The sequence below is a fragment of the Ruegeria sp. YTSC230 genome, from assembly GCF_059609665.1.
The window spans coordinates 381831-408647 of sequence record NZ_JBXWMC010000001.1 but is presented as its reverse complement, the minus strand read 5'-3'; the positions used below and the strand labels follow the sequence as shown (position 1 = coordinate 408647).

The 26817-nt window shown below is 58.2% G+C and carries 25 protein-coding genes; 17 read left to right on the top strand and 8 right to left on the bottom strand.

Annotated elements, in window-relative coordinates:
• Nucleotides 1-61: 61 nt before the first annotated feature.
• Nucleotides 62-490, bottom strand: a complete 429-nt coding sequence (locus AC2FD9_RS01920) for an Lrp/AsnC family transcriptional regulator (protein ID WP_058277712.1) — start codon at nucleotides 488-490, stop codon at nucleotides 62-64.
• An 86-nt stretch (nucleotides 491-576) separates the two neighbouring features.
• Between AC2FD9_RS01920 and rocF the strand changes: the two genes are divergently transcribed.
• From rocF to ocd, 3 genes are read left to right on the top strand one after another with little or no spacing between them, the layout of a single operon-like run.
• Nucleotides 577-1497, top strand: coding sequence for an arginase (rocF, locus tag AC2FD9_RS01915; RefSeq protein WP_496835114.1), 921 nt, complete (start codon nucleotides 577-579; stop codon nucleotides 1495-1497).
• On the top strand, nucleotides 1497-2417 hold the full coding sequence (gene ctlX, locus AC2FD9_RS01910) for a citrulline utilization hydrolase CtlX (RefSeq protein WP_282168481.1): 921 nt from the start codon (nucleotides 1497-1499) through the stop codon (nucleotides 2415-2417). The genes rocF and ctlX overlap by 1 nt, the downstream gene beginning before the upstream one ends.
• A gap of 6 nt (nucleotides 2418-2423) precedes the next feature.
• Nucleotides 2424-3467, top strand: a complete 1044-nt coding sequence (ocd, locus tag AC2FD9_RS01905; protein ID WP_496835112.1) for an ornithine cyclodeaminase — start codon at nucleotides 2424-2426, stop codon at nucleotides 3465-3467.
• Between the two features lie 52 nt (nucleotides 3468-3519).
• On the opposite strand, the gene AC2FD9_RS01900 is transcribed toward ocd, so the two are convergent.
• From AC2FD9_RS01900 to dctP, 3 genes are all read right to left on the bottom strand, one after another.
• Nucleotides 3520-4923, bottom strand: a complete 1404-nt coding sequence (locus AC2FD9_RS01900; RefSeq protein WP_058273820.1) for a TRAP transporter large permease — start codon at nucleotides 4921-4923, stop codon at nucleotides 3520-3522.
• A 3-nt stretch (nucleotides 4924-4926) separates the two neighbouring features.
• The gene (locus AC2FD9_RS01895) at nucleotides 4927-5556 is read right to left on the bottom strand and encodes a TRAP transporter small permease (RefSeq protein WP_058273821.1); all 630 of its coding nucleotides are present in this window, start codon (nucleotides 5554-5556) and stop codon (nucleotides 4927-4929) included.
• A 63-nt stretch (nucleotides 5557-5619) separates the two neighbouring features.
• Complete coding sequence (gene dctP, locus AC2FD9_RS01890; protein ID WP_058273822.1) at nucleotides 5620-6636, bottom strand: TRAP transporter substrate-binding protein DctP; 1017 nt, start codon at nucleotides 6634-6636, stop codon at nucleotides 5620-5622.
• A gap of 427 nt (nucleotides 6637-7063) precedes the next feature.
• Here dctP and acs point away from each other — a divergent pair, with 427 nt between their 5' ends.
• The 8 genes from acs (at nucleotide 7064) to AC2FD9_RS01850 (ending at nucleotide 16483) form a co-directional block, all read left to right on the top strand.
• A complete protein-coding gene (acs, locus tag AC2FD9_RS01885) occupies nucleotides 7064-9028 on the top strand; it encodes an acetate--CoA ligase (protein WP_058277706.1) in 1965 nt (654 codons plus the stop codon).
• A 7-nt stretch (nucleotides 9029-9035) separates the two neighbouring features.
• Nucleotides 9036-9719: an adenylate kinase gene (locus tag AC2FD9_RS01880; protein WP_282118652.1), complete on the top strand. Its 684-nt coding sequence runs from the start codon at nucleotides 9036-9038 to the stop codon at nucleotides 9717-9719.
• 185 nt (nucleotides 9720-9904) lie between these two features.
• On the top strand, nucleotides 9905-10189 hold the full coding sequence (locus AC2FD9_RS01875) for a DUF4212 domain-containing protein (RefSeq protein WP_058274238.1): 285 nt from the start codon (nucleotides 9905-9907) through the stop codon (nucleotides 10187-10189).
• Nucleotides 10190-10194: 5 nt separating this feature from the next.
• Nucleotides 10195-11979, top strand: a complete 1785-nt coding sequence (locus AC2FD9_RS01870; protein WP_058273825.1) for a sodium:solute symporter family protein — start codon at nucleotides 10195-10197, stop codon at nucleotides 11977-11979.
• Between the two features lie 111 nt (nucleotides 11980-12090).
• A complete protein-coding gene (locus tag AC2FD9_RS01865) occupies nucleotides 12091-13914 on the top strand; it encodes a DUF294 nucleotidyltransferase-like domain-containing protein (RefSeq protein WP_496835109.1) in 1824 nt (607 codons plus the stop codon).
• A gap of 46 nt (nucleotides 13915-13960) precedes the next feature.
• Nucleotides 13961-14479: a hypothetical protein gene (locus AC2FD9_RS01860; protein ID WP_496835108.1), complete on the top strand. Its 519-nt coding sequence runs from the start codon at nucleotides 13961-13963 to the stop codon at nucleotides 14477-14479.
• Between the two features lies 1 nt (nucleotide 14480).
• On the top strand, nucleotides 14481-15893 hold the full coding sequence (locus tag AC2FD9_RS01855; RefSeq protein WP_496835106.1) for a 3'-5' exonuclease: 1413 nt from the start codon (nucleotides 14481-14483) through the stop codon (nucleotides 15891-15893).
• An 89-nt stretch (nucleotides 15894-15982) separates the two neighbouring features.
• Nucleotides 15983-16483 carry a flavin reductase family protein gene (locus AC2FD9_RS01850; RefSeq protein ID WP_058278169.1) on the top strand — a complete coding sequence of 167 codons (501 nt, stop codon included), beginning with the start codon at nucleotides 15983-15985 and terminating at the stop codon, nucleotides 16481-16483.
• A 3-nt stretch (nucleotides 16484-16486) separates the two neighbouring features.
• On the opposite strand, the gene AC2FD9_RS01845 is transcribed toward AC2FD9_RS01850, so the two are convergent.
• The 3 genes from AC2FD9_RS01845 to AC2FD9_RS01835 are packed head-to-tail and all read right to left on the bottom strand — an operon-like array spanning nucleotide 16487 to nucleotide 18719.
• A complete protein-coding gene (locus AC2FD9_RS01845) occupies nucleotides 16487-16966 on the bottom strand; it encodes a DUF6505 family protein (RefSeq protein ID WP_496766671.1) in 480 nt (159 codons plus the stop codon).
• A complete protein-coding gene (locus tag AC2FD9_RS01840; protein WP_282168490.1) occupies nucleotides 16966-17661 on the bottom strand; it encodes a biotin/lipoate--protein ligase family protein in 696 nt (231 codons plus the stop codon). Before AC2FD9_RS01840 ends, AC2FD9_RS01845 begins: the two co-directional genes overlap by 1 nt.
• A complete protein-coding gene (locus tag AC2FD9_RS01835; protein WP_496835103.1) occupies nucleotides 17658-18719 on the bottom strand; it encodes an Mrp/NBP35 family ATP-binding protein in 1062 nt (353 codons plus the stop codon). Before AC2FD9_RS01835 ends, AC2FD9_RS01840 begins: the two co-directional genes overlap by 4 nt.
• A 132-nt stretch (nucleotides 18720-18851) precedes the next feature.
• Between AC2FD9_RS01835 and AC2FD9_RS01830 the strand changes: the two genes are divergently transcribed.
• Nucleotides 18852-19580 (top strand): c-type cytochrome, encoded by a 729-nt coding sequence (locus AC2FD9_RS01830; RefSeq protein WP_496835101.1) that lies wholly within the window; start codon nucleotides 18852-18854, stop codon nucleotides 19578-19580.
• On the opposite strand, the gene AC2FD9_RS01825 is transcribed toward AC2FD9_RS01830, so the two are convergent.
• Entirely contained in the window at nucleotides 19574-21526 is a 1953-nt protein-coding gene (locus tag AC2FD9_RS01825; protein WP_496835099.1) for a 4Fe-4S binding protein, read from the bottom strand. The genes AC2FD9_RS01830 and AC2FD9_RS01825 overlap by 7 nt on opposite strands.
• 263 nt (nucleotides 21527-21789) lie before the next feature.
• On the opposite strand from AC2FD9_RS01825, the gene AC2FD9_RS01820 reads away from it, so the two are divergent.
• The 5 genes from AC2FD9_RS01820 to AC2FD9_RS01800 all read left to right on the top strand — a co-directional run bounded on the left by AC2FD9_RS01820 (nucleotide 21790) and on the right by AC2FD9_RS01800 (nucleotide 26814).
• Nucleotides 21790-22344: a DUF3305 domain-containing protein gene (locus AC2FD9_RS01820; protein WP_082637104.1), complete on the top strand. Its 555-nt coding sequence runs from the start codon at nucleotides 21790-21792 to the stop codon at nucleotides 22342-22344.
• A complete protein-coding gene (locus AC2FD9_RS01815; protein WP_496835097.1) occupies nucleotides 22341-22925 on the top strand; it encodes a DUF3306 domain-containing protein in 585 nt (194 codons plus the stop codon). Before AC2FD9_RS01820 ends, AC2FD9_RS01815 begins: the two co-directional genes overlap by 4 nt.
• A gap of 4 nt (nucleotides 22926-22929) precedes the next feature.
• Nucleotides 22930-23541: a TorD/DmsD family molecular chaperone gene (locus tag AC2FD9_RS01810; protein WP_496835096.1), complete on the top strand. Its 612-nt coding sequence runs from the start codon at nucleotides 22930-22932 to the stop codon at nucleotides 23539-23541.
• A gap of 61 nt (nucleotides 23542-23602) precedes the next feature.
• Nucleotides 23603-23791, top strand: coding sequence for a ubiquinol-cytochrome c reductase iron-sulfur subunit N-terminal domain-containing protein (locus tag AC2FD9_RS01805; RefSeq protein ID WP_058273834.1), 189 nt, complete (start codon nucleotides 23603-23605; stop codon nucleotides 23789-23791).
• Nucleotides 23792-23919: 128 nt separating this feature from the next.
• Nucleotides 23920-26814, top strand: a complete 2895-nt coding sequence (locus AC2FD9_RS01800; RefSeq protein ID WP_496695144.1) for a formate dehydrogenase subunit alpha — start codon at nucleotides 23920-23922, stop codon at nucleotides 26812-26814.
• Nucleotides 26815-26817: the final 3 nt, after the last annotated feature.

Genomic DNA, 26817 nt, shown 5'->3' with positions numbered 1-26817 from the left:
CGATCGAAACGCGCAAGCCGACTTTTGCACATTTTCGTTCAGGCTCAAAGCACTACGGGGGTCACAACCGACCTTTGCGGGTGGACAGCAGCAGGTTGGTCTCGGACTTAGTGATCCCCTCCATACGGCGAATCTGGAACAGCACCTCGTCCAGCTCGGCCAGTGTTTCGGTCCAGATTTCGGCGATCAGATCCCAGCTTCCGTTTGTGGAGTGAACAGCACGCACCTGACGCATGGCGGCAATTCGGGCCATCGTGCGCTCGGTTCCGCGGCCTTCGATTTCCAGCATCATCAAGCCGCGCACCGGGCTTTGCGCCACGTCCTGACGGGTGAGTACCGTGAACCCAACAATTTCACCGGACTGTTTGAGGCGCTGCAGGCGGCTGCGAACCGTAGTGCGCGTAACACCCAGCGTTTCGGCGAGTTCGGACAGGGACGCCCGTGCATCCCGGTGCAAGGCGCTGAGCAGCCTGCTATCCAAATCGTCCATGACTGCTTCTCATTTCGTTTATCCGAATGCCATTTTGAACATTTTGCTGTCTTTTCGCAAGCCATCACGAGGGTCTAGATAGTCATATGGATACGCAAAATGTAATATTGGTTGGCGCACCAATGGACGCAGGTAAGCGTCGTCAGGGGTGCCGCATGGGCCCGGACGCCTACCGGGTGGCCGGTCTGGAACAAGCTCTGACTGACCTCGGGCACCAAGTGTCGGATATCGGAAATGTCAACGCCGATCCGTCAGATGTACCGGAGCATCCACACCTTGTCACGCTGCCCGAGTGCATCGGCTGGACCAGCGCCCTGAGCCGCGCCGCACAGGAAACCGCGCCGAACGGACTGCCGATTTTTATGGGCGGCGATCACGCTTTGTCCATGGGCACAGTTGCCGGGATGGCAACACATGCAGACAGGATGGGTCGCCCCCTGTTCGTGCTTTGGCTGGACGCGCACAGCGACTTTCATACACCTGACAGCACCGGCAGCGGCAACCTGCACGGCACACCGGTTGCCTATTTCACCGGGCAACCCGGGTTTGACGCATTCCCTCCGCTGGCTGCACCGATTCCAACGGATCGAGTAGGCATGATTGGTTTGCGTTCCGTGGATCCGGCTGAACGTGCACGATTGGAACAGGATCAGGCCATGCTGGCAGACATGCGCAGCATTGATGAGCACGGCATCAAGGCACCTTTGATCGCGTTCCTCGACCGAGTACGCGCAGCAAACGGTATCCTGCACGTCTCGCTGGACGTCGACTTTCTGGACCCTTCAATTGCGCCCGCCGTTGGCACCACTGTTCCTGGCGGCGCGACCGAACGCGAAGCCCATCTGGCGATGGAACTGCTGCACGAAAGCGGCCTCGTCTGCTCGCTGGATTTGGTCGAACTGAACCCGTTCCTGGATGAACGTGGACGAACCGCAAAACTGATGGTCGATCTGGCCGCGTCCCTGTTGGGCCGCCGCATCTTCGACCGCCCGACCCGGAGTTTCTGATGAATTCCCTTCAATCTCCTTCCGCTGTTGTCATGGTTCGACCGCATGAGTTTGTGTCGAACCCAGAGACTCGCCATGACAATGCGTTTCAGACACTGGCACACCGATCCGCCGAAGCGACTTCAGCAGCTGCGCGCGATGAACATGATCGCGCAGTCGAACAACTGCGCGATGCAGGCGTCACAGTTCATGTATTTGATGATCACGGCCAACAAAACACGCCGGACAGTGTCTTTCCCAACAACTGGTTCTCGACGCATCCCGGCGGGCACGTAGCAATCTATCCGATGTTTGTTCCGTCGCGTCGACGCGAACGCCGCACAGATGTTATCGAGTTGTTGAAACAGGAATACCGCGTTCAGGACGTGATCGATTATTCGGGGCTGGAACAGGACGATCTCGCACTGGAAGGTACCGGAGCAATGGTTCTCGATCACGTCGGCCGCATTGCTTACACGGTCAAGTCAAACCGCGCTGATCCCGTTTTGTTGGAGCGGTTCTGCACGAACTTCAACTACGAACCCATCGCGTTCGAAGCTAGGGACGACGCAGGCCGAGACGTTTATCACACCAATGTCCTGATGGGGATCGGCACACATTATGCACTGATCTGCCTCGACATGATTATCGACGCCGAACGCCGCGCGACCGTGCAGGCGCGATTGGAAGAATCCGGTCGCACCGTCATCGATCTGTCCCATGACCAGATCGCAAACTTTGCTGGAAACACCATCGAGCTTAGTGGTCGTGATGGGCTCGTGCTAGCTCTTTCCAGCCGCGCCAAAGATGCGCTGACGCCCCAACAGACCGACATTATCGAAGACAGCGCCACTCTGCTGCCGTTGTCGGTTCCAACCATTGAAACAGCCGGAGGATCAGTACGTTGCATGATCGCCGGTATCCACCTTTCCCGCCGATAGGAGACCATGATGCAACCTTCTGACAAGGCGCTTGTGCCCTTTGTATCCGTCGACAACATGATGCGGTTGGTGCACCATATCGGGCTTGAAAAGATGATCACTCAGATCGCGGCTCAGATTGAATCCGACTTCAAACGCTGGGAGAGCTTTGACAAGACCCCTCGCATTCCGGCGCATTCTCCCCATGGCGTAATCGAACTGATGCCAACCTCGGATGGTGAGGCCTACGGGTTTAAATACGTCAACGGGCACCCCAAGAACACGTCCGAGGGCCTGCAGACCGTGACAGCCTTTGGCCTTCTGGCCGACGTCTATACCGGCTACCCTACGCTTTTGACCGAGATGACGATGCTAACCGCCCTCCGCACGGCGGCAACCTCGGCCCTTGTCGGCAGTTATCTGGCACCCAAGTCATCTCGTGTTATGGCGATGATTGGGAATGGCGCTCAGTCCGAATTCCAATGCCTGGCGTTCAAGGCCATGTGCGGGATCGACACTGTGCGCCTTTACGATACCGATCATGCGGCCACCGAAAAATGCGCGTCAAACCTCAAGGATTCCGGTCTGACGGTCGTGCTTTGCAAAACACCCGAGGACGCCATCGAGGGCGCGCAGATCATCACCACCTGCACAGCGGATAAGAAATATGCCACGATCCTGACCGACAACATGGTTGGACCGGGCGTGCATATCAACGCCATTGGCGGAGACTGTCCCGGCAAGACCGAGTTGCACCGAGACATCCTTCTGCGGTCTGAGATCTTTGTCGAATATCCCGAACAAACACGCATCGAGGGCGAGATCCAGGCCTTGGCCGAGGATCACCCAGTGACCGAATTGTGGCAGGTCATGACCGGTCAGGCCAAGGGCCGGCGCGACGACCGACAGATCACTCTTTTTGATAGCGTTGGCTTCGCGATCGAGGATTTCTCAGCCTTGTGCTACGTCCAGTCCGCCATCAAAGGCACTGATTTCTTTGAACCTTTGGACATGTTGGCAGATCCGGATGATCCGCGGGATCTGTATGGAATGCTGATGCGGGCGAGCTGAAGAACCCGCACTTCACGTCGACTGGCCCCCGGTTCACCACCGGGGGCTTTTTCTATCCGGCCAATGACGGCAGGTAGAGTACGATACCGGGAAACGCCACGAGCAGCGCGATCGTCACGCCATCGGCGATGAAGAACGGGGTTACGCCCTTGAACACGTCCTGAACGCTCAGATCCGGACGCACCCCGGCAACCACGAAACAATTTAGGCCAATAGGAGGCGTGATCAGGCAAAACTCGGCCATTTTCACCACCAGAATACCAAACCAGATCGCACACATCGGACCTGACATGCCAAAGGCGCTTTCTGCTGCGCTGACAGTCTCACCCCCGTTCAGGGCCATTACCGCCGGGTAAACCACTGGCAGCGTCAGCAACAGCATCCCAATGGCGTCCATGAACATGCCCAAGACCGCATAGGCGAGCAGGATACAGATCAGAATCAGCATCGGCGACATTTCCAACGAAGTGATCCAGTCCGAAAACGCGCCCGGAAGATCGGCAAACCCCAGAAACCGTACGTAGATCAGCACCCCCCAGATGATCGTGAAGATCATCGCGGTTAGTTTGGCAGTTTCCAGCAGCGCCGACTTCAGTTCGGGCCACCGCATTCCGTGGAAAAGGGCGAAACAGAAGACGATGAAGGCACCGATTGCTCCGCCTTCGGTTGGAGTGCCCCAAGCCTTTTCTCCAAACGGGTTATAGACAAAGCAAATGATGATCAGGATTACGGCGACAATCGGAAACGCGCCCGGCAGCGACGCAAAACGCTGCTTCCAGGTGAAACCTGTTACCGGTGGACCAACGTTTTTGAATACAACCGCGATGCCGACGATAAGCAGACCGTACACAACGGCCGAAAATGCACCGGGGATAAACCCGGCAAGCAGCAGTTTGCCCACATCCTGTTCCACGATGATGGCATAGATCACAAGGATCGCGGATGGCGGGATAAGGGATGCAAGTGTACCGCCCGCTGCGACCACTCCGGCGGCGAATTGCTTGTTGTAGCCGACCTTCAACATCTCGGGGATAGCAATCCGAGCGAACACGGCAGACGTTGCCACCGAAGCACCGGAAACGGCCGCGAACCCGGCTGTGGCGAACACAGTCGAAACCGCGAGCCCTCCGGGCACCCACGCAACCCAACGTTTAGCGGCCTCGAACAACGCGCGCGTCAGCCCTGCGTAATAGGCCAGATAACCGATCAAGATAAAGGTGGGGATCAGGCTGAGTGTATGGGCCGCAACCTTGGAATGGGGCACCTGCCCCGCCGTCTTGACCGCGACGGTTAGTGCTTTGCCGAAGCGATCAGGATCGTATCCAAACTTGGCCCAGAAAATCCAAACCAACCCGACCAGCCCTGCAAGAGCCGCCGCGAAGGCCACGCGCATTCCGGTCACAACCAGAACCAGCAAGCCACCCGTGACCCACAGGCCAATCTCTATCGAGTCCATGCGCTAGTCCTGCCCTTCGAATTGTTCGGCTTCGGCAGCGGCCTGAGCAGCCGCATCCTGTATCAGTGGAACGGCTACGGGGCTTTCGGCCCCTACGATCAGCGCGCGACCATATCCCCAAACCTGAAGTAACAGCCGTAGGCAAAGCACCGAGAACGCCACAGGTGCCAGCAGTTTGGCCGGCCACAGCGGGATACCGATATCGATTGAACTGTCTCGGCTCCACATCGGCGCGCCAAAATCGAACGAGCGGTCAAAATGGGACCAGCTACCCCAAACCAAGGCCAGCATCAGCACCAGGATCAGAAGAACCGAAATAAGCTCGAACAGCCACAGCGCCCGGCCGTGCAGGCGTGAGATGACAATGTCCATCCGTATATGACCGCCATCGCGCTGAACATATGAAATGCCCAGAAATGCAATCAGCGGCATCGCCTGTTCGATCCAGTCGACATATCCCGGCAAAGGTGCGTTAATCGCATTGCGTCCGCTGACCGAGACCACCGCCAGAACCATAAGACTGAACACGGCAAGGCCGCTGATCAGAGCCAGAAACCGCTCTAACCTCAACAACTTACGGTCCAAAGAACTCAGGAGGCTGTTGTCTTCAAGCACCGTGGCCTGTCCTGCCATTGCGGTGTTCCCCTGTATTTTTATTGGTGTCCGGATGCCCCGATGGGCACCCGGATTTTGTGCTTAGTTACCGCTGCGTTGCTGTTCCAGCGTGGACTGGACTAGATCATACAGGTCCTGCGCAGGAATACCCTGAGCGGACATATCCTCAATCCACTGTGCCCGGATGGGATCGGCAGCTTTGGTGCGGAACTCTGCGATTACCGCATCATCGATCTGTACCTTTGCGACGCCCTTTTCGTCCAAAACACTGTCCCACTGATCCAGCAGCGATCCATAATTGGCCAGATAGTGATCAATCGCTTCGTCGATCGAACTGTCCAGTGCCTCGCGATGCTCAGCTGGCAGTGCCTCATAGGCATCGATATTGACCACAACCGGGCAATTCACAGTGCCGGGGTTCAGGTTGGCCGTCCACCAATCCGCTTCGTTGATCGTGCCAAAAGACAGGTGCGCGTGCTGAGCAAAGGCAACCGTGTCAACGACACCGGACTCCATTGCGTTAAAGGCCTCGGTTGCAGGAACCGAGGTCGGAACACCGCCGACCGCTTCGAATGCCTTGCCCAGACCACCTGTGGCGCGGACACGCATGCCTTCGAACTCGGCAAGTTCGTCACGCGGGTCGCCGGTTCCGACGATGTTGTACTGCGGCATGGGCGAGGTCATGATGATACGCGCATTCCACTGCGCCATCTCATCCTTAACGGCAGGGTGATCGTAAACCGCGTGGCTGACGGCAACTTCCTCATCCAGATTGTTCACGCCCAGGAACGGCAGTTCCAGAACGGTGATCGCGCGGTTTTTGTCGCGATGATATCCGGCACAGAACTGAGCCATCTCAAACGCGCCAATTTCGATTCCATCCAGATTTTCGCGCGGCTTGGACAGGCCGCCATAGCTGACATTGATGGTGAAATCGCCGTTTGTCTTTTCGCTGACCAACTCAGACAGTTTCTCAACATGCTCGGTGAACGCACGACGTTTGCCCCAGACCGAAGCATTCCATTCAGTTGCGGCTGCCTCGGACACGAACGCAACACACAAGGCGGCCACAGCAGAGCCGCTCAAAATCTTTTTCATACTGATTTCTCCCTTTGCTGCACCCCCTTACCGAGGCGCTTGCGGTCAAAGCTAGCGCCAACATCGGAATGTGCCAACCCCCGGTCAGCATTCATGGCCAGTAAGGAATGGCACCGTTGAGCGCTAACAACCGAAAGGTGAGTCTCAGATGCAATTTAGTTGTAATCGGGCGGTTTATTTCTACACAATTTTTCATTACAGCCAAAGCCATGTAAAAACACCACTATTCCCAACGATGATCTCTTTCTTTACAAAACCACTTCGGGCCAAAAAAATAATTTACAAACTAATCGTGATAAATCGGTAATTTATTTCCTTGTTTTCAGCTCTCCGTATTATTGCGCATAAGGAGGAAACAGATCGACATCGCCAGTTCAGCAGGCAAAATCGGTCTGATTCAATATGATCCAGAGGGAGGAGCCTCAGAATGACAACCGCTGCCCAGGCAGAAGCCAATACCTTTCCGCCGTCCGCCGAAACCGTGGCCCGCACGCATGTTAACGCTGAAAAATACACTGAGATGTATGCGGCTTCGATCAACGATCCCGTTGCGTTCTGGGACGAACAAGGCAAGCGGATCGACTGGATCAAGCCCTACACACAAGTCAAAGATGTAAACTATGATTTCGGCTCGGTCGGAATCAACTGGTACGCAGACGGCACGCTGAACGTTTCGGCCAACTGTTTGGACCGTCACCTGAAAACCCGCGGCGATCAGACGGCGATCATCTGGGAGCCGGATGATCCAAAAGACGAAGCGCAGCACATCACCTATGCTGAGTTGCACCGCCGGACCTGCCGGATGGCAAACATTCTGGAATCGCTGGGCGTGCGTAAGGGCGACCGCGTCGTGATCTATATGCCGATGATCCCCGAGGCCGCTTATGCCATGCTGGCCTGCGCGCGTATTGGCGCGATCCATTCGATCGTCTTTGCGGGATTCTCACCCGACGCTCTGGCGGCGCGCGTCAATGGCTGCGACGCAAAGGTTGTCATCACCGCCGACGAGGCCCCGCGAGGCGGCCGCAAGACTGCGCTGAAATCCAATGCGGATGCTGCTCTTCTGCATTGCAAAGACACAGTGAAATGCCTGGTGGTCAAGCGCACTGGTGGTCAGACCACATGGATCGACGGCCGCGACTATGATTACAATGAAATGGCGCTTGAGGCCGATGACTACTGCGCCCCTGCTGAGATGAGCGCCGAAGACCCGCTGTTCATCCTCTACACCTCCGGCTCGACCGGACAACCCAAGGGTGTGGTACATACCACTGGCGGCTATCTGGTTTTCGCATCGCTGACCCATGAGATCACCTTCGATTACCACGAGGGCGATGTGTATTGGTGCACTGCTGACGTGGGCTGGGTCACAGGCCACAGCTATATCGTCTACGGCCCGCTGGCCAACGGCGCAACTACACTGATGTTCGAAGGTGTCCCTACCTACCCCGACGCGGGCCGGTTCTGGGAGGTATGCGCCAAGCACAAGGTCAACCAGTTCTATACCGCACCAACCGCGATCCGCGCGTTGATGGGGCAAGGCAACGAGTGGGTCGAGAAGCATGATCTGAGCGACCTGAAACTACTGGGCACCGTGGGCGAACCGATCAACCCCGAAGCCTGGAACTGGTACAATGAGGTAGTCGGCAAAGGCAATTGCCCCATCGTGGATACATGGTGGCAGACTGAGACCGGTGGTCATCTGATGACCCCCCTGCCCGGCGCTCACGCGATGAAGCCGGGCGCTGCGATGAAACCATTCTTCGGCATTCAGCCGGTCGTGCTGGACCCGCAATCAGGCATCGAGATCAACGGCAACGGCGTCGAAGGTGTTCTGTGTATCAAGGACAGCTGGCCCGGCCAAATGCGCACCGTCTGGGGTGATCATGAACGGTTCGAAAAGACCTATTTCTCGGACTACAAAGGTTACTACTTCACCGGTGACGGCTGCCGTCGTGACGAGGATGGTGATTACTGGATCACCGGTCGCGTTGACGATGTGATCAACGTCTCGGGCCACCGTATGGGGACCGCCGAAGTTGAAAGCGCGCTTGTAGCGCATGCCGCCGTGGCCGAGGCCGCCGTGGTCGGATACCCCCATGAGATCAAAGGGCAAGGCATCTATTGCTATGTCACTCTGATGAATGACCGCGAGCCGTCGGATGAGCTGCTGAAAGAGCTGCGCACCTGGGTCCGGACCGAGATCGGCCCGATTGCGTCGCCCGACGTGATCCAGTGGGCACCCGGTCTGCCCAAGACCCGTTCCGGCAAGATCATGCGCCGTATCCTGCGCAAAATTGCCGAGAACGACTTTGGCGCATTGGGCGATACTTCGACATTGGCTGATCCGTCGGTGGTCGAAGACCTGATCGAAAACCGTGCGAACAAGTGAGGATGTGATGGACGCTGCCACGATCACCACACCCGCTGTTCTGATCCTTCTCGGCCCTCCGGGTGCCGGGAAGGGAACACAGGCCCGTATGCTCGAGGATAAGTTCGGGTTGGTTCAGCTCAGCACCGGCGACCTGCTGCGCGCCGCTGTCGCAGCGGAAACCGATGCTGGCAAAGCCGCAAAGGCCGTGATGGAGGCTGGTGATCTGGTCAGCGACGACATCGTCATTGCGATCCTTCGTGATCGCCTAGGTGAACCGGACTGCGCCAAGGGCGTCATTCTGGACGGATTTCCTCGCACCACGGTTCAGGCCGAGGCGTTGGATGGGCTACTTTCGGAAACCGGGCAGAAGATCAACGCCGCCATCAGCCTTGAAGTCGAAGATGGTGAAATGGTGATCCGTATCTCGGGCCGTTACACCTGCGCCGGATGTGGCGAAGGGTTCCATGACACGTTCAAGGTCCCTGTTGTTAAAGGCAAGTGTGACAAGTGCGGCAGCACCGAGTTCAAGCGCCGTGCCGATGACAACGCCGAAACCGTTGCCTCGCGCCTCGCGGCCTATCACGCGCAAACCGCGCCGCTGATTACCTATTACCAAGACCACGGTGTTCTGAAAGGTCTGAACGCCATGGGCAATATCGACGACATCGCAGGCAATCTGGAAAGGATCGTCAGCGATGCGATGAACTAAGGGAAGACGGCCCGCCCTGAACAAGGGCTCAATTCCTAAAGGAAAACTTCAAGGGACCCGCCTTGGCGGACCGGAGGAGTCTTGCCCGATGCCACCCTGGCATTCGGCATATCGAAAAGCGGCCCCGCGCGTTGGAGGTTTAGGACAACGGGTCGCCTATGGAAGAAGCGAAGGAGGAACCCGCAATGGCGGATCAATCAACAAACTCCGCGCAGACTGCCGAGGCCGACAAAGGCTATTGGCAGGCGAACCTGCGTCTCATCTACATCAGCCTCGTGATCTGGGCGCTGGTGTCTTTTGGATTCGGCATTCTGCTGCGTCCGCTGCTGTCTGGCATCGCCGTTGGCGGCACCGATCTGGGCTTTTGGTTCGCTCAGCAGGGATCGATCCTGGTCTTTTTGGTGCTGATCTTCAACTACGCCTGGCGCATGAACAAGCTGGACGCCGAATACGGCGTGGATGAGGAGTAAGCGGAATGGACCAGTTTACCATTAACCTGCTCTTTGTCGGCGCGAGTTTTGCGCTGTACATCGGCATTGCGATTTGGGCCCGCGCGGGTTCCACATCGGAATTCTACGCCGCCGGTCGCGGCATTCACCCGGTCACCAACGGTATGGCGACAGCGGCAGACTGGATGTCTGCAGCCTCGTTCATCTCGATGGCGGGCCTGATCGCCTTCACCGGCTATGACAATTCGACCTTCCTGATGGGTTGGACCGGCGGTTACGTGCTGCTGGCACTGCTACTTGCGCCCTATCTGCGTAAGTTTGGCAAATACACCGTGTCGGAGTTTATCGGCGACCGTTTCTACAGCCAGACTGCACGTATCGTTGCTGTGATCTGTCTGATCGTTGCTTCGGTGACTTATGTTATTGGTCAGATGACCGGTGTGGGCGTGGCCTTTGGCCGTTTCCTCGAAGTATCGAACACCTCCGGTCTGCTGATCGGTGCCTGTGTCGTGTTTGCTTACGCAGTGTTCGGTGGGATGAAAGGCGTGACCTACACTCAGGTCGCTCAGTACTGCGTACTGATCACCGCCTACACAATCCCGGCGATCTTTATCTCGCTGCAGCTGACCGGTACGCCGGTTCCGGCGCTGGGTCTGTTCAGCGACACCGCAAGCGGTGAGCCTCTGCTGACCAAGCTGGATGCGATCGTGACCGAGCTGGGCTTTAACGAATACACTGCCCACCACTCGAACACACTGAACATGGTTCTGTTCACGCTGTCGCTGATGATCGGCACCGCCGGTCTGCCCCACGTGATCATGCGCTTCTTCACCGTGCCGAAGGTGTCTGACGCCCGCTGGTCCGCTGGCTGGACGCTGGTCTTCATCGCTCTGCTGTATCTGACCGCCCCTGCGGTTGGCGCAATGGCGCGTCTGAACATCACCGACATGATGTGGCCCAATGGTGGCATCGAAGGTGGCGCTGTCTCGGTCGAGGATATCGACAATGATCCGCGCTATGACTGGATGCAGACGTGGCAGAAAACCGGTCTGTTGGACTGGGAAGACAAGAACGGCGACGGCAAAATCCAGTACTACAACGACAAGAACGCCGACATGCAGGCACTTGCCGAAGAAAAAGGCTGGGTTGGAAACGAGCTGACCAAGTTCAACCGCGACATCCTGGTTCTGGCCAACCCCGAGATTGCCAACCTGCCGGGTTGGGTGATCGGTCTGGTCGCTGCCGGTGGTCTTGCGGCTGCTCTGTCGACCGCTGCGGGTCTGTTGCTGGCGATCTCGTCGGCGGTATCCCACGACCTTGTCAAAGGTGCGATCAACCCGCAAATCTCTGAAAAAGGAGAACTGCTGGCTGCTCGTATCGCCATGGCCGTGGCCATCGTTGTCGCAACCTATCTGGGTCTGAACCCACCGGGCTTTGCGGCGCAAACCGTGGCCCTGGCGTTTGGTCTGGCGGCTGCCTCGATCTTCCCGGCGCTGATGATGGGGATCTTCTCGACCCGCATCAACAACACCGGTGCTGTCGCAGGTATGCTGGCTGGTCTGACCGTAACTCTGGTCTACATCTTCCTGCACAAGGGCTGGCTGTTCATTCCAGGCACCAACTCGTTCACTGATGCTGATCCGCTTCTGGGTCCGATCAAGTCGACCTCGTTCGGCGCCATCGGTGCAATGATCAACTTCGGCGTCGCTTACGTCGTCGCCGGAATGACCAAAGAGACTCCGCCGGAGATCGTTGAATTGGTCGAAAGCGTCCGCATTCCCCGTGGCGCTGGCGCAGCTCAGAACAAGTGAGCATGATGCGGCATATGGTTAACTTCCATGTGCCGCGTCTTTCGACCGACTGTTCCCGCCCGGCACTCCACCGGGCGGGATTTTTCAAAACCGGAATCACAGGACTGTACGATGCCCCTGTCTCATGACGAAATCACCCGGTTCCTGAAATCCGTTCACCCCTATGATGCCTTGCCCGCAGAAACACTGGATCAGATCGCCAATCAGGTCGAGGTTTGGGAGGTCGAGGAAGACTTTCCCGTGTACGAACTTGGGCACACCCTGCCCGGTGTTTTCGTGATCTATGAAGGGCACGTTGAAATCACCGATGAGAATGACGCCGTGGTGTCTCATCTTGGTCTGCGCAATTCGTTTGGTGAGCGTGGGCTACTGAAAGACGGGAAAGCCGCAACCAAGGCGCGCGCGCATACGCCATCCGTTTTGCTGGTCCTGCCGCCAGATCTGGTGCGCGAGTTGATCGATGGGCATGACGTCGTTTCGAAATTCTTCAACCGGACCCGTTCGAACCGGTCCGGCCCGCAAAGCCTGGCCACCAGCGCGATTGACGTTCTTATGGCGCATAACCCTGCAACCTGCCCACCGGACACATCAGTTCAAGAAGCCGCCCGGATCATGCGTGACAAGCACATTTCATCCTTGTGCGTCACCGAAACGGATAACCTGCTGGGCATCGCCACCTTGCGCGACATCTCGGGCAAATACGTAGCCAATGGCATGCCCGCAGAGACGCCGGTGTCAGCGATCATGACAGCGAACCCAATCACCCTGTCGCCATCTGACATTGGATCGGACGTTCTGCACGTGATGATGGAACGCGGGATAGGTCATATCCCGATCAGCGAAGGCGGGCGCCTTGTTGGAATTGTGACCCAGACGGACCTGACCCATTATCAGGCGGTGAATTCGGCAGAGCTTGTCCGCCGGATCGCTCAAGCGGACTCGGCAGAACAAATGGCGATGGTAACGGCTGAAATCCCGCAGCTTCTGGTGCAACTTGTGGCTGCCGGAAACCGGCACGAGATCGTGACACGGCTGATAACGGACATTGCAGACACGGCAACCCGCCGGTTGTTGGCCTTGGCCGAGGACAAGCTGGGCCCAGCACCCGTTCCCTATCTGTGGTTGGCCTGTGGGTCGCAAGGGAGGCAAGAACAAACCGGAGTATCCGATCAGGACAATTGCCTGATGCTGGACAACAGCGTGACCGATGCCGATAGGAAGTACTTCGCCGAGCTTGCCAAATACGTCTCGGATGGCCTAAACACCTGCGGATATTTCTATTGCCCGGGCGACATGATGGCGACCAACCCACGATGGTGTCAGCCTGTCCGAGTTTGGCGCGACTACTTCAACGGGTGGATCGCCAAACCGAACCCCGAGGCGCAGATGCTGGCCTCAGTCATGTTCGACCTGCGCCCTATCGGAGGGGCCTTTCACCTGTTCGACGATCTGCAGGCCGAGACACTGGCAGCGGCCAACGCAAACTCGATCTTTGTGGCGCACATGATCTCGAACTCGCTAAAACATACGCCTCCGTTGGGTCTGTTGCGCGGGTTTGCGACCATTCGGTCTGGTGAACATCGCAATACGCTGGACCTCAAACATAACGGTGTGGTCCCCGTCGTCGATCTTGCGCGGATCTACAGCCTTCAGGGTCAATTGACCGAAGCCAATACTCAGGCGCGTCTGAAAGCAGCCGCATCAGGCGGTATCCTCAGTCCCTCGGGCGCGCGGGATTTGCTCGATGCCTATGATCTGATCGCAGAAACCCGCCTTGAGCATCAGGTCAGGCTTGTGAAGAGCGGTCAAAAGCCGGACAATTTCCTGCCGCCCTCAGACCTGTCGGATTTTGAGCGAAGTCATCTTCGGGATGCGTTCGTTGTGGTAAAAACCATGCAATCGGCAGTAGGTCACGGCAAGGGAATGCTGGGCTAAAGCAGCAATAACGATTGGCGAATACGCCAGACATACGGAGAGTCACATGTTTCTGGAACTGATTGGCACCATATTTGCAGGCTTTGCCTTTGCCGGCATCGTAATGGTTCTAAACAAAGTGACGGGTGGCCGCCTGCCCCGCTGGATGACGCCCGTTGCCGCAGGTCTCGGCATGATCGGCATGACGATTACCAGTGAATATTCCTGGTACGACCACACACGCGATACCCTTCCCGAAGGTATGACCGTCATTCAAGAGGTTGAAAGCCGCGCCTTCTATCGCCCCTGGACCTATGCTGTGCCCTTCGTAGACCGCTTTGCCGCCATTGATGCCGGTTCCGTTCGCACAAATGAACAGGTTCCCGAACAACGGTTGGTGGAACTGTATTTCTTTGGTCGCTGGGCCCCGGTCTCAAAACTGCCGGTCGTGGTCAACTGCAAAGAGTTCAGCCGCGCCAATCTTGCGGATGGGGCAGAATTCGCGGATGACGGGCGGCTGCTGAACGCCGACTGGATCGACGTCACCGCCAGTGACCCAATCGTCGAGGCAACCTGCGGAGTGTGACATGCTGAACCGGTTAAGCCTGCGTCTGCGCATTTTCCTGTTCTTCTGCCTGTTGGCCTTTGGCGCTCTGACCGTCAGCTCTCTGGCGCTGTGGATCAGCTATCGACGCGTTGCTGATCCTGATCTGCTTGATTCATTCATCTTTGCCGAAATCCTGATGGGTTTTGGCTTTCTGGCTTTGACTGCGGCGGTTTGGTTATTATTCGACGACAATGTCGCCAAGCCAATCGAACGGATATCCGCCCAACTTAGGGCCCGCGCGCATGCCGGAGTTAGCACCGAATTGGACACACAGGCCGCGCGATATCTGGGTGATCTGGCACCAGCCGCGGCCGGACTGGCCGACCAATTGTCCGGTAAAACCATGGACGTAGCACAGGCCGTGGCCGAAGAGACGGCACATCTGGCGGCAGAAAAACACCGTCTGACGGCCTTACTGACCGAAATTCCAGTTGCGATGCTGTTGGCGAGCCCAACACATAAGATCGTTTTGTACGATGGTCAGGCGGCCGAGGTTCTGGCACAGGTTGCGCATCCCCGGCTGAATGCCTCGTTGTTTGAATACCTGCAATCTAATCCGCTGGAGGAGGCTCATGCCAAACTGGTGAAAACCGGGCTGGAGGTCGCCTGCACGCTAACCAGCGTCGATGGTACGCAGAGTTACCGCGCGCGCATGAAGCCCCTTGGCGGCGCACCCGGATACATGCTGATCTTCGAGGACAGTGCCGCGAACATCGCACCCGAAGCCGCACGGCCTTTGGTGTATGACTTCGACTTGCTGAACACGTCGACGGACGAGACCGTCGAAAACCTAGCTCTGCAGGATTTGTGTTTCGTCGTGTTTGACACCGAAACCACCGGACTACTGCCACACAAGGACGAAATCGTTCAAATCGGAGCTGTGCGGGTTGTCAACGGGCGCATCGTGGACGGAGAGCAGCTGGACATGCTGGTTGATCCTGGCATCCCGATCCCTCCGGCCTCGACCAAGGTGCACAAGATCAGCGATCGCATGGTTCAGGGTGCGCCGGGCATCGCCGATGCCGGGCGCGCGCTGCATCAGTTTGCCCGCGATGCAGTGATCGTGGCCCATAACGCGCCATTCGACATGGCCTTTTTGCGGCGACATGCAAAACGCATGGATGTCGATTGGGATCACCCCATTCTGGATACGGTTCTATTGTCTGCCGTGCTGTTCGGGGCAAGTGATAAACACACGCTGGATGCTCTGTGCGAACGGTTGGAAATCACTATCCCCGAACAACTGCGCCATACTGCCCTGGGTGATGCGGTTGCTACCGCCGAAGCGCTGGTCAGAATGCTACCGATGCTGCAGGCGCGCGGCATGACAACCTTTGGCCTGGTCGTTGAGGCAACGCGCCAACATGGTCGTCTGTTGGAAGACCTGAACTAGTTCGGAAAACACGCATACCGGACGCAGCTTTTCATGGACAAACCCCGCGCGTCGTGGCACCTGAGGCACGGCCACGGGATGAGCGCGCAATGACGGAAAAACAATTCACTCCAACCCCGGATCAAAGCACCGCTTTTCGCGAAGCGTTGGGGTGTTTCGGAACCGGTGTGACGGTGATCACCACGAACACCGATCAGGGCCCTCGAGCCATTACGGTCAACTCGTTCGCGTCGGTATCGCTGGACCCGCCACTTGTTTTGTGGTGCTTGGCCAAAGACTCCAACCGGTTCGACGATTTCAACACCAGCCGACATTATTCGATCCACGTGATGGGACAGGATCAACAGGAACAGGCCCTGCGCTTTGCCCGCGACGGTAAGGACTTCTCGCACGCGGAATGGGCCCACGACCCAGCGCGCCGGCCCCAATTATCCGGTTGCCTGGCGCGGTTCGATTGTCAGGTGCACGCCCAACACGATGCCGGGGATCACCTGATCATTGTTGGTGAGGTTCAAAAGGTCATGTACCGCACCGGCAAAGGTTTGATCTTTAAGCGCGGTCAATTTGGTGGCTTTGCGGATCTGATCTGACGCTTATTCGTCCAACGACCCATGTACGGCCAGAGCCTCTAGCTGAGTCTCTTGCGGCGTGATCACACGGAAAGCCTCACGCACTCCGGCGTCTGAAAGCTCACGCGAGACGGTCAGCAGCGTGTTTGGGTTATGCTCATCACACAGCTCGGACATGTGGGCGATCTCGACCCGGGCGACGTCCATGGCGGCTTCGACCGACGGTGCCCCGTAAAGCTGTACAAAGTGTTCAGCAAGGCTCTGCGCGATCTGATCCAGCTCGGCCTGTTCCACCTGCGTGACCGCGACGAATGTCACCCGCCCAAAGGTTTCCACACCCAACCAACCATTCGCAAAAGCCTGACGCGCTTTGCCTTCAAGATCGCCTTCGCCCCAATTTGAGAACTCGAATCCGCCCGAAATGCACCATTCCCCGGTTCGCGCCGGGGAGTGGAACACATTCATGTCGCTTTCGTCGAAATGGATTGCGCGCGCTAGTTTCATCATCCGTTCTCCAACAATTCCGTCAGCGGGCGAAGCTGTGTATCTGAACCATGCCGGATCAGCATGCCGAACCGTTCATCCGTCCCCAGAAACACGCCCGTTTCACCGAAGGGCTCTCCTACTCCGCGCAGCAAGCCTATCCATTCTCCGTGCACAGGCGCGTTGCCGTCCTCTTGCCAGCGGTTCAGCCATGTCATCATGTGCCGCGACCAGCTTTCGACAAGCTGCGTTGCCGAGACATCCGCGCAGCCCTCGTCGTAAAGTGCGGTGACATCCGGGTTTTCGCCCGGTGCCTGACTAGTTTGCAGCAGCGCCAAATCCCAACCGACGATCAGCCAATCCGGTTCTGCTTCTGGATCTGCATCCGAAGCTGCCACACGGAACATTCCGCATTTGGCCCCATTCACACATATCAGCCCGTCCCACCCCAGATGAACCGCGACCTCAGGCGGAGCTAGCGCGCCCAGCGCGTTCTGGAACCCAACAGCGCAAAGCGGCACCATTGCCATCGCATCGCGCAAGACAACCTCGGGGGCAAAAACGATGGCCACACGCAGACGATCGGCCTGAATGTTATAAACCACGGTACCGCCATCACAGCCCAGCGCAGCCATGGCCTGCGCGCGCTCGAACGGGTCTTCCCCACCCTGCACCGGGTGGCCCGTCAGCAAAGGGGGAAAGACCGGCTCGTTCATGCGGTGCCCTTGGCAATCATGCCGCGCGCAATTTGGCGAAACGCTTCGGCTTGCGGACTGTCGGGCTTGCTGACCACGATCGGTGCACCGCCATCAGCGGCAACCCGGATATCCAGATGCAGCGGGATTTCACCCAGCAAAGGAACGCCCAGCGCCTCGGCCTCGGACTTTACGCCGCCATGGCCGAACAAGTGTTCTTCATGCCCGCAGTTCGAACAGATATGCGTCGACATATTCTCAATCATCCCAAGGATGGGCGTCTTGAGCTGGTTGAACATGTCGATCCCCTTGCGGGCATCGATCAGAGCCACGTCCTGAGGGGTCGAGACAACAATGGCACCGTCCACGTTGAACTTCTGGCTCAACGTCAACTGCACGTCACCGGTGCCGGGCGGCAGGTCGACGATTAGAACATCCAGCGCCCCCCATTGCACCTGACCCATCATCTGTTGCAGCGCGCCCATCAGCATCGGGCCACGCCAGACAACGGCCTGCCCTTCATTGGTCATCAGACCCATCGACATCATGGTGACGCCGTGGTTGCGCAATGGCAGGATCGTTTTGCCGTCAGGACTGGCCGGACGGCCCGAAACACCCAGCATCCGCGGTTGCGACGGTCCATAGACATCTGCGTCCAACAGCCCCACGCGTCGCCCTTCGGCCGCCAAGGCACAAGCCAGGTTGGCAGAAACCGTGGACTTGCCAACGCCGCCCTTGCCCGAAGCCACAGCGATAATTCTGTCCACACCCGGCACGGCTTGCGGACCAGTCTGCGAGGGTTTCGGTTTCGGCTTCAGATCTGGCGGTGCCTTTTCGGAATGTGCGGTCAGCATGGCCGAGACCGTGGAAACACCGTCGACCAACTTTGCGGCCTGTTCGGCTGCGGCACGGACGGGTTCCATCTGCTCGGCCTGCTTGGGGTCGATCTCAAGCACAAAGCGCACAGTGTCCCCTTCGACGTTCAGCGCGCGAACAACTCCAGCGCTGACGATGTCCTGTCCAGAGACGGGGTCGGTGATCTTTCTCAGGTTTGCAAGAACTGCGTCACGAACACTCATGCGTCATTCTCCTTTTGGAACCCGGTGGCCAGGGCTCTGCGTATCGACAAGCTGTGGTTGCCGTTCATTGCACGTGTCTCCGTCTCATTCAGTTCATTTGACGCATTTGGTGCCGTGCCGTTAGGCTGTGGCATGCGCTTTGTCCTCTTGTGCCTGAGCCTGACGCTCTCTGCCACCCCCTCTTGGTCGCAAGAGGCGATTGGTCTTGCCGCGCCGGACGAGGTTGCTAGCTCTGGTCTGCTGCAACATATCCTTCCTCGCTTTTCTCTCAAGACCGGGATCCGGGTTATTGCAGATGATGCCGGCGTTTTGGTGCTGGAAACCGCCCCTCCGGGTGATCCTGTGTTCGCGCGCGACGGTGTGATCTATCACCTTCGGATCGAAGAGGACGCCAAACATGAGCGATTCCGCGACTGGCTGCTGTCCGATATCGGAAAACGGACGGTAGAAAGCTATGCGCCAGAGCAAGGCACGCCTTTCTCGGCCAGTTTCGATATCGCGGCCGTGGAAACCGAAACAGTGATCGACGGCGATACGCTGCGCGGCGAGGAATTGTCGATGACCCATTGCGGCCGGTGCCATGTGATCGGGCCCAAGAACCGGATGAATGGTCTGGGTTCGACCCCCTCTTTCGCGGTGCTGCGCGCCATGCCAGACTGGTCAGAACGGTTCGAGGCGTTCTTCGCCCTCAACCCGCACCCCTCGTTCACACAAATCGACGGGCTGACACCTCCGTTTGATCCACAGCGTCCATCGCCCATCTATCCCGTCGAGATGACACTGGATGATCTGGAAGCCATCCTTGCCTTTGTCTCGGTCATAACTGCAGCGGACTTGGGTGCGCCCTTACAGCTTCAGTGATCCTTTCGTTTTGAGAAATAATCCTCGGTCGTTACGACACGAGGTTTCGGGTTAGATTGGAACGGGTTGTCCTCTTGCTTGAACTGTGCGTTCACGCGGCAATTGTCACACATCTGGATCATCCGCGCCTTGTCCGAGGAGGCAAACATTGGATGTGTACCCGCAAGCTTCTCCATGATCCGTTCCACGGTGGACTTAACTCCGAACAGTGCCCCGCATTCTACACAAGCAAACGGCTCCTCTTCATTCAGCACCTGCTGGGACAGGGCTGCATCGCTCAGGTCAAGCTGTGGGACAAGAGCAATCGCGTCCTCCGGGCAGATGCCTTTGCACAACCCGCATTGCAAACAGGCATCCTGCTGGAAGTTCAATTGCGGCTTGTCCGGGTTATCGATCAAAGCACCCGACGGGCACAGCGACACACAGCTGAGGCACAAGGTACAGGCATCCGTGTTGACAGCGATCGCCCCATAGGGCGCGTTTTCCGGCAAGGCCAGCGGCGCTTCAGCTTTGGGGTTCAGTGCCTGCGCAGCCAAACGGGCGATCTGGCGGCGGTTGCCCAATGGCAGCACCGGGTCGGCCAAAGGCTGAGTGACATCTTGCGCATAAAGGACATCAGACAGCGCATCCGGGTCGGCCTCATCCAACAACCCCAGGGCATTCGCCCCCGCTATTGCCTGCGCCAAGGCCAGTTCACGGTCCAACGCATCGCGCTCGGTCGTTGGGGATAGCAAGACGTCCACACGTGCAAAACCATGCGCCAAAGCAGCCAGCATCTCGGCATGGCCAAAGCCTGAGATCACACTCAACTCCAGTGGGATCACATCGGCAGGCAAACCACGTCCAAAACGGGCGGCCATTCGGATCATCTCGGCCCCGTGGGCATTATGCACCAACAAGCGCGGCGCGGCTCCGCCGGCCCGCCGATAGGTGCGCGCTAAAATATGCATCCGCGACAGCAACGCGGATATCGGCGGATCCTCGTAGGTGATTGCTGTTGAGGGGCAAACTGCGGCGCATTCCCCACAGCCAGCGCAAATCATCGGGTCGATCTCAACATGCTCACCGGCAGGTTTGATCGCTCCAGTCGGGCAGATATCCAGACAGTTCGTGCAAGCGACCTGTTCTGCCCGTGAATGGGCACACAGCGTTTCTTCCATCCGCACGTAAAGTGGCTTTTCGAAGGTGCCGACCAATTGGGCCGCCTCAAACGCCAGCCGTTCGACGGACAATGGATCTTTGGGATCAGCCCGCAGATAGCCTTCGCGCTTGGCCGGGGCATGAACCAAGGGTGTGTCGCCAGTCAGGTCCAGAACGATATCGCAGCCAGATTGCGCCCTGTCGCGGGCGTCGGTCCAAATAAAAGCTCCGCGTCCGCCGGGTTCAAGCTGCTGAAACGCGTCGAGCCGCATCGTAAATCCGCCCAACGCCCCATCGAGCGATTTGATGCGCCCACGCACCACGTCAAACGCACGCGTAAACGGCGCAGCCTCATCCGTGACCAGTACTGTAACTGCAAGCGTAACGGCCAGTTTTTCAGCAAGTGCAAATGCAACATCGCCAGGACCGATGATCAGGCATGTGCCTTCGCTATAGACGTCTACGCTGGGCGTTACCGGCTGCGGCAACAAGGCTTCGGCGGCCAGGGCGGCCATCTTGGGGGCCGCATCCGCGCCCTCATCAGACCACCCGGCCCTGTCACGAAGATCAACAAAGCCCGGGGCGTCCACATTCAGTTCTTCGGCCAGGGCCTGAAATACTTCCTGCTCTTGTCCGCAGGCAATAATGGTGTCCCCCTGTTGTATCTCCGCGGCCGCCGCTTCCAACTCTCGCGTGCAAAGCGCTGTGAATACCTTGGAACATTCCATCTCGCAGGCCGAACCGATCTTGTCGGAATTCAGAGGTTGAGACCCGGCGCAGTCGCATAACAGTAGTTTGGTGCCCATGATCCTCCCCCGGATACTTCTCTACCTCTTCGCATCGCAGGCTGTATCCCCGTTGCTGGAATGTAAACCCTTTGGGACAGCGGGCCATTTGGCCACGGAAACCCCTTTCTTTACAATAAACAAAGGCGTCCGTTTGCGGGGATCACTATTTTGCTACCAGCCATTACGACTAAGGTCGTACGACCCGGGCTTGGCACCTGAGCGCTTTGTGTACCATAGTGGACCTATGGGAAGGCATGAGAGAGCCTTCCGGGGAGGAGCCAGTGGCCAAGGCCGCAAGCCAGATTGAAATGCCAATCGGCGTCGTCGTGCGCAAGACACCCGGTGTAACTCGCTGGGCGAAATGGAATTGGCGCGCCATTGCCGTGTTGCCCGGTGCCGGACCTGCGGACTGGCACGAAATGCGACGTGAAGGCGAGGCCATTGAGTACCACGCAGCGACCCTGCCCCTGACGCTTTGGGCGGACGAAACCGAGGCCTATATGGTGAACCTGTCGGACGGCCAGCCGTCGATCTACCTTGTCCTTCGTGATGCGCTGGACGGCGAAAGGCCGATGGATGCGGTGCTGGTAACGGCGTCGCCCTTCGAAGGTCAGGACTATGCCGATACCGGTGAAGAGATCGTTGAGAAAATTCCGATGACCGATGGGTTGATCGCCTGGGTGCGCGACTTCGCTCTGGAACATCATAACGACGAAGTCTTTGTGAAACGCCGTCGGGACAAAAAGCGTATCGATTTGGTCGAAGACGGCAAGGGCGACGCACGCATACGGCAAGAGTCAGACGTGTACCGCGCCCCGCGGAGGATCGTGCAGTGACCCAAGCCCGCGATTTCTGGTCCCGCCGCAAAGCGGCAGTACAGGCGGAAGCCGAGGCCGAGGTCATCGCGGTTGAAGAACAGGCCATTGCCGCACGACACGCCGAACTGCAGGAAAAATCCGATGCCGAGATACTGGCCGAGTTTGATCTGCCCGACCCTGACGAATTGCAGGCGGGTGATGACGTCTCGGGCTTTATGGCCAAGGCGGTGCCTGACCGTCTGCGCCGTCGTGCCTTGCGACGGCTGTGGCGGCTGAACCCGGTTCTGGCCAATGTCGATGGCCTTGTGGACTACGGCGAGGATTATACCGACGCCGCCTGCGTGATCGAAAACATTCAGACCGCATATCAGGTTGGCAAGGGTATGCTTGCACATGTCGAGGCGCTGGCGGCTGAGGTCGAAGACAGCGAAGCGGACGAGGCATCTGAACTGGATGAACCACAGGAAGAACCCGTGGCACCCTCAGAACCCGCGCCAGAGCCTATTGTGATGGTTAAGGCTGAAATAACACCGGGCGCGTCAGAGGATGCAGAGGTCACCCCTGCCCCACGCCGCATGAAATTTGAATTCGAAGGATAACCTTATGACCGCAAGTGAAGCGCAACAGATGACTGTCTCGGCAGAGGATCGTATGCGCGCGGATTTCTACAACTTTCTGGGGCTGCTTCTTTCTGCGCCGCCCGATCAGATGCTGCTGGATCAAGTATCCGGTCTGACTGGCGATGAGACCAATCTTGGACAGGCTATTCAGTCCATGGCCCGCGTCGCCAAAGTGACCAAGCCCGCCGCAGCGGAACGCGAATTCAACGCGCTGTTCATCGGGTTGGGACGCGGCGAGCTGCTGCCCTACGCCAGTTTCTACCTTACTGGATTCCTGAATGAGAAGCCGCTGGCGCAACTGCGCAACGACATGGCAATACGTGGCATTACCCGAGCCCGGAATGTTTTTGAACCGGAAGACAACATCGCCTCATTGATGGAGATGATGGCGGGCATGATCGTTGGTCGCTTCGGCGCAGCTGCATCTTTGGAAGACCAAAGGGCATTCTGGAACAAACATATCGGCCCTTGGGCCATGCATTTTTATTCGGATTTGGAAGGCGCCGAGAACTCGGTTCTCTATGCCTCGATCGGCACAGCCGGTCGGGTGTTCATGGAGATCGAGCGCGAAGCCTTCCGAATGACGGCAGCGTGAACCGCTGTCACTCGCCAGCGCCCCAAGGGGTGCTAATTCGCAAATGGGAGAGGAGAAACCCATGAGCAAGACCAAGGAAGAAGGCGCAACGCGCCGCGACTTCCTCAAACTGGCCGGAACCGCAGCGCCCGCTGCCGTTGCCGCCGCCAGCCTGAGCGGAAAAGCCGAGGCAGCCGAGCTGCCTACGGATGAGAACCGCATTCAGGATACCGCGCACACGCGCGCATACTTGAAAAGCGCACGCTTCTAGCGCGACGACAGCGCCCGGTTCAAACCCGGACGAGGTCACACCCGACTGACGGTTGCGATTGGCCCTGACGTCGGCACCAGCAGTACCAAGCCAGCCGTGGCTCACACGGCGCGCAAGGGAGGAAAGAAATGCTTAGGAAAAAGACCAACGGGGTTGCGAGACGCCCCCAGCGGACAAGTATCCTGTCCCAGGTCGGCGAGAAAACCGTCGATCGCCGCGCATTCCTGCGTGGCTCGGGCCTGACGATCGGCGGCCTTGCCGCGATCAGCGCCACGGGTGGAACCGTGACGCCAGCCAGTGCCCAGACAGCGGCCAATCAGGCCGTGGAAAACATCAAGTCCATATGCACCCACTGCTCGGTCGGCTGTACCGTCGTCGCCGAAGTGCAGAACGGCGTCTGGATCGGGCAAGAGCCCGGTTGGGATAGCCCGTTCAATCTGGGTGGACATTGCGCCAAGGGGGCCGCAGTGCGCGAGCACGCCCATGGCGAGCGTCGCCTCAAGTATCCGATGAAGAAGGAAGGCGGAGAGTGGAAGCGCATCAGCTGGGAAGAGGCGATCAACGAGATCGGCGACGGCATGATGAGCATCCGCGAAGAATCCGGGCCGGACAGCGTGTACTGGCTGGGCTCGGCCAAGCATAACAACGAACAGGCCTATCTGTTCCGCAAGTTCGCCGCCTATTGGGGCACGAACAACGTGGACCATCAGGCGCGTATCTGCCACTCAACCACGGTTGCGGGTGTTGCGAACACATGGGGCTACGGCGCCATGACCAATTCGTACAACGACATCCATAACTCTCGCGCCATCTTCATCATTGGCGGCAATCCGGCCGAGGCACACCCTGTCTCGCTGTTGCATGTTCTGCGCGCGAAAGAGCAGAACAACGCACCGCTGATTGTCTGCGACCCGCGCTTTACGCGCACCGCGGCCCATGCGGATGAATATGTCCGCTTCCGCCCCGGCACAGACGTTGCTCTGGTCTGGGGTATTCTGTGGCACATCTTCGACAACGGATGGGAAGACAAAGAGTTCATCCGCACCCGTGTCTGGGGCATGGATCAGATCCGTGAAGAGGTTGCCAAGTGGAACCCGGAAGAGGTTGAGCGCGTCACCGGCACCCCCGGTTCGCAACTACGCCGCGTTGCGCGCACCATGGCCAACAACCGTCCTGGTACGGTGATCTGGTGTATGGGTGGTACGCAGCATACCAACGGCAACAACAACACCCGCGCCTACTGCGTGCTACAGCTTGCGCTTGGCAACATGGGCACCTCGGGTGGTGGCACCAATATCTTCCGCGGCCATGACAATGTTCAAGGCGCAACGGACCTTGGTGTTCTGTCCCACACCCTGCCCGGCTATTATGGCCTGTCAAAAGGTGCATGGGGTCACTGGGCACGTGTCTGGGGTGAAGAACCCGAATGGCTGGCGGGCCAGTTCGCCACGATCAAGGACAAGGAAGGCAAGGACAAACCGCTTCAGAACGAGCGCGGCATCCCGGTCTCCCGCTGGATCGATGGTGTTCTGGAAGACCCGGCAAACATGGATCAGGACAACAACGTCCGTGCCATGGTGCTGTGGGGCCACGCGCCCAACTCGCAGACCCGGATGACGGAAATGAAGACGGCGATGGAGAAGCTGGACATGCTGGTCGTGATCGACCCGTATCCCACCGTCTCGGCCGTTCTGCATGATCGCACTGATGGCGTCTACCTGTTGCCCGCCTGTACGCAGTTCGAAACCCGTGGCTCAGTCACGGCATCGAACCGCTCGCTGCAGTGGCGTGACAAGGTTGTGGAACCGCTGTTCGAAAGTCTGCCGGACGAGGTCATCATGGCCAAGTTCGCCAACAAGTTCGGCTGGGCGGACCGTCTGTTCCGAAACATCGAAATGGAAGACCCGGAAACCCCGAATGTTGAAAGCATCACGCGTGAGTTCAACTCGGGCCTCTGGACTATCGGTTACACCGGTCAGTCACCGGAACGTTTGAAAAGCCACATGGCCAACCAGCACACGTTCGACAGAACCACGCTGCAGGCCATTGGTGGACCCAACGACGGTGAGTATTACGGTCTACCTTGGCCTTGCTGGGGAACGGCTGAGATGGGTCATACGGGGACACCAAACCTCTATGACATGTCCAAACCGGTGGCCGAAGGCGGCCTGACCTTCCGCGCCCGCTTTGGCGTGGAACGCGACGGTGACAACCTGCTGGCCGAAGGGGTCTATAGTGTCGGGTCGGAAATTCAGGACGGATACCCTGAATTCACGATGCAGATGCTGATGGACCTTGGCTGGGATGGCGATCTGACGGCCGAGGAACGCGCGGCCATCGACGCCGTTGCGGGACCAGAGACCAACTGGAAGACCGACCTTTCCGGCGGCATCCAGCGGGTCGCGATCGAGCATGGCTGTGCGCCCTTCGGGAACGCCAAAGCCCGCGCGGTTGTCTGGACCTTCCCGGATCCGATCCCAATCCATCGTGAGCCGCTTTATACGCCGCGTCGCGATCTGGTAGAGGACTATCCGACCTACGAGGACCGTCAGGCCTATCGCCTGCCGACGCTTTATGCATCGATCCAAAAGAACGACTTTTCAAAGGATTATCCGATAATCCTGACGTCGGGTCGCCTGGTCGAGTATGAGGGCGGCGGTGATGAGTCACGGTCAAACCCGTGGCTGGCTGAACTGCAACAGGACATGTTCGTCGAGATCAACCCGCGCGATGCCAACAATCTGGGCATTCGTGACGGGGCACAGGTCTGGGTCGAAGGTCCCGAGGGCGGCAAGGTCAAGGTGATGGCGATGCTGACCAACAGGGTCGGTGCCGGCGTGGCCTTCATGCCGTTCCACTTTGGCGGCCATTTCCAGGGCGAAGACCAGCGGCACAAATACCCCGCCGGTGCAGACCCTTATGTCTTGGGTGAAAGTACCAACACCGCCCAGACCTATGGCTATGATTCAGTGACCCAGATGCAAGAGACCAAGTGTACTCTCTGCAAGATCTCGGCAGCGTAAGGA

Excerpts from the sequence above, each read along its gene's own strand:
- AC2FD9_RS01920 (WP_058277712.1), bottom strand. The coding sequence starts at position 490 with ATGGACGATTTGGATAGCAGGCTGCTCAGCGCCTTGCACCGGGATGCA.
- rocF (WP_496835114.1), top strand. The coding sequence starts at position 577 with ATGGATACGCAAAATGTAATATTGGTTGGCGCACCAATGGACGCAGGT.
- ctlX (WP_282168481.1), top strand. The coding sequence starts at position 1,497 with ATGAATTCCCTTCAATCTCCTTCCGCTGTTGTCATGGTTCGACCGCAT.
- ocd (WP_496835112.1), top strand. The coding sequence starts at position 2,424 with ATGATGCAACCTTCTGACAAGGCGCTTGTGCCCTTTGTATCCGTCGAC.
- AC2FD9_RS01900 (WP_058273820.1), bottom strand. The coding sequence starts at position 4,923 with ATGGACTCGATAGAGATTGGCCTGTGGGTCACGGGTGGCTTGCTGGTT.
- AC2FD9_RS01895 (WP_058273821.1), bottom strand. The coding sequence starts at position 5,556 with ATGGCAGGACAGGCCACGGTGCTTGAAGACAACAGCCTCCTGAGTTCT.
- dctP (WP_058273822.1), bottom strand. The coding sequence starts at position 6,636 with ATGAAAAAGATTTTGAGCGGCTCTGCTGTGGCCGCCTTGTGTGTTGCG.
- acs (WP_058277706.1), top strand. The coding sequence starts at position 7,064 with ATGACAACCGCTGCCCAGGCAGAAGCCAATACCTTTCCGCCGTCCGCC.
- AC2FD9_RS01880 (WP_282118652.1), top strand. The coding sequence starts at position 9,036 with ATGGACGCTGCCACGATCACCACACCCGCTGTTCTGATCCTTCTCGGC.
- AC2FD9_RS01875 (WP_058274238.1), top strand. The coding sequence starts at position 9,905 with ATGGCGGATCAATCAACAAACTCCGCGCAGACTGCCGAGGCCGACAAA.
- AC2FD9_RS01870 (WP_058273825.1), top strand. The coding sequence starts at position 10,195 with ATGGACCAGTTTACCATTAACCTGCTCTTTGTCGGCGCGAGTTTTGCG.
- AC2FD9_RS01865 (WP_496835109.1), top strand. The coding sequence starts at position 12,091 with ATGCCCCTGTCTCATGACGAAATCACCCGGTTCCTGAAATCCGTTCAC.
- AC2FD9_RS01860 (WP_496835108.1), top strand. The coding sequence starts at position 13,961 with ATGTTTCTGGAACTGATTGGCACCATATTTGCAGGCTTTGCCTTTGCC.
- AC2FD9_RS01855 (WP_496835106.1), top strand. The coding sequence starts at position 14,481 with ATGCTGAACCGGTTAAGCCTGCGTCTGCGCATTTTCCTGTTCTTCTGC.
- AC2FD9_RS01850 (WP_058278169.1), top strand. The coding sequence starts at position 15,983 with ATGACGGAAAAACAATTCACTCCAACCCCGGATCAAAGCACCGCTTTT.
- AC2FD9_RS01845 (WP_496766671.1), bottom strand. The coding sequence starts at position 16,966 with ATGAAACTAGCGCGCGCAATCCATTTCGACGAAAGCGACATGAATGTG.
- AC2FD9_RS01840 (WP_282168490.1), bottom strand. The coding sequence starts at position 17,661 with ATGAACGAGCCGGTCTTTCCCCCTTTGCTGACGGGCCACCCGGTGCAG.
- AC2FD9_RS01835 (WP_496835103.1), bottom strand. The coding sequence starts at position 18,719 with ATGAGTGTTCGTGACGCAGTTCTTGCAAACCTGAGAAAGATCACCGAC.
- AC2FD9_RS01830 (WP_496835101.1), top strand. The coding sequence starts at position 18,852 with ATGCGCTTTGTCCTCTTGTGCCTGAGCCTGACGCTCTCTGCCACCCCC.
- AC2FD9_RS01825 (WP_496835099.1), bottom strand. The coding sequence starts at position 21,526 with ATGGGCACCAAACTACTGTTATGCGACTGCGCCGGGTCTCAACCTCTG.
- AC2FD9_RS01810 (WP_496835096.1), top strand. The coding sequence starts at position 22,930 with ATGACCGCAAGTGAAGCGCAACAGATGACTGTCTCGGCAGAGGATCGT.
- AC2FD9_RS01805 (WP_058273834.1), top strand. The coding sequence starts at position 23,603 with ATGAGCAAGACCAAGGAAGAAGGCGCAACGCGCCGCGACTTCCTCAAA.
- AC2FD9_RS01800 (WP_496695144.1), top strand. The coding sequence starts at position 23,920 with ATGCTTAGGAAAAAGACCAACGGGGTTGCGAGACGCCCCCAGCGGACA.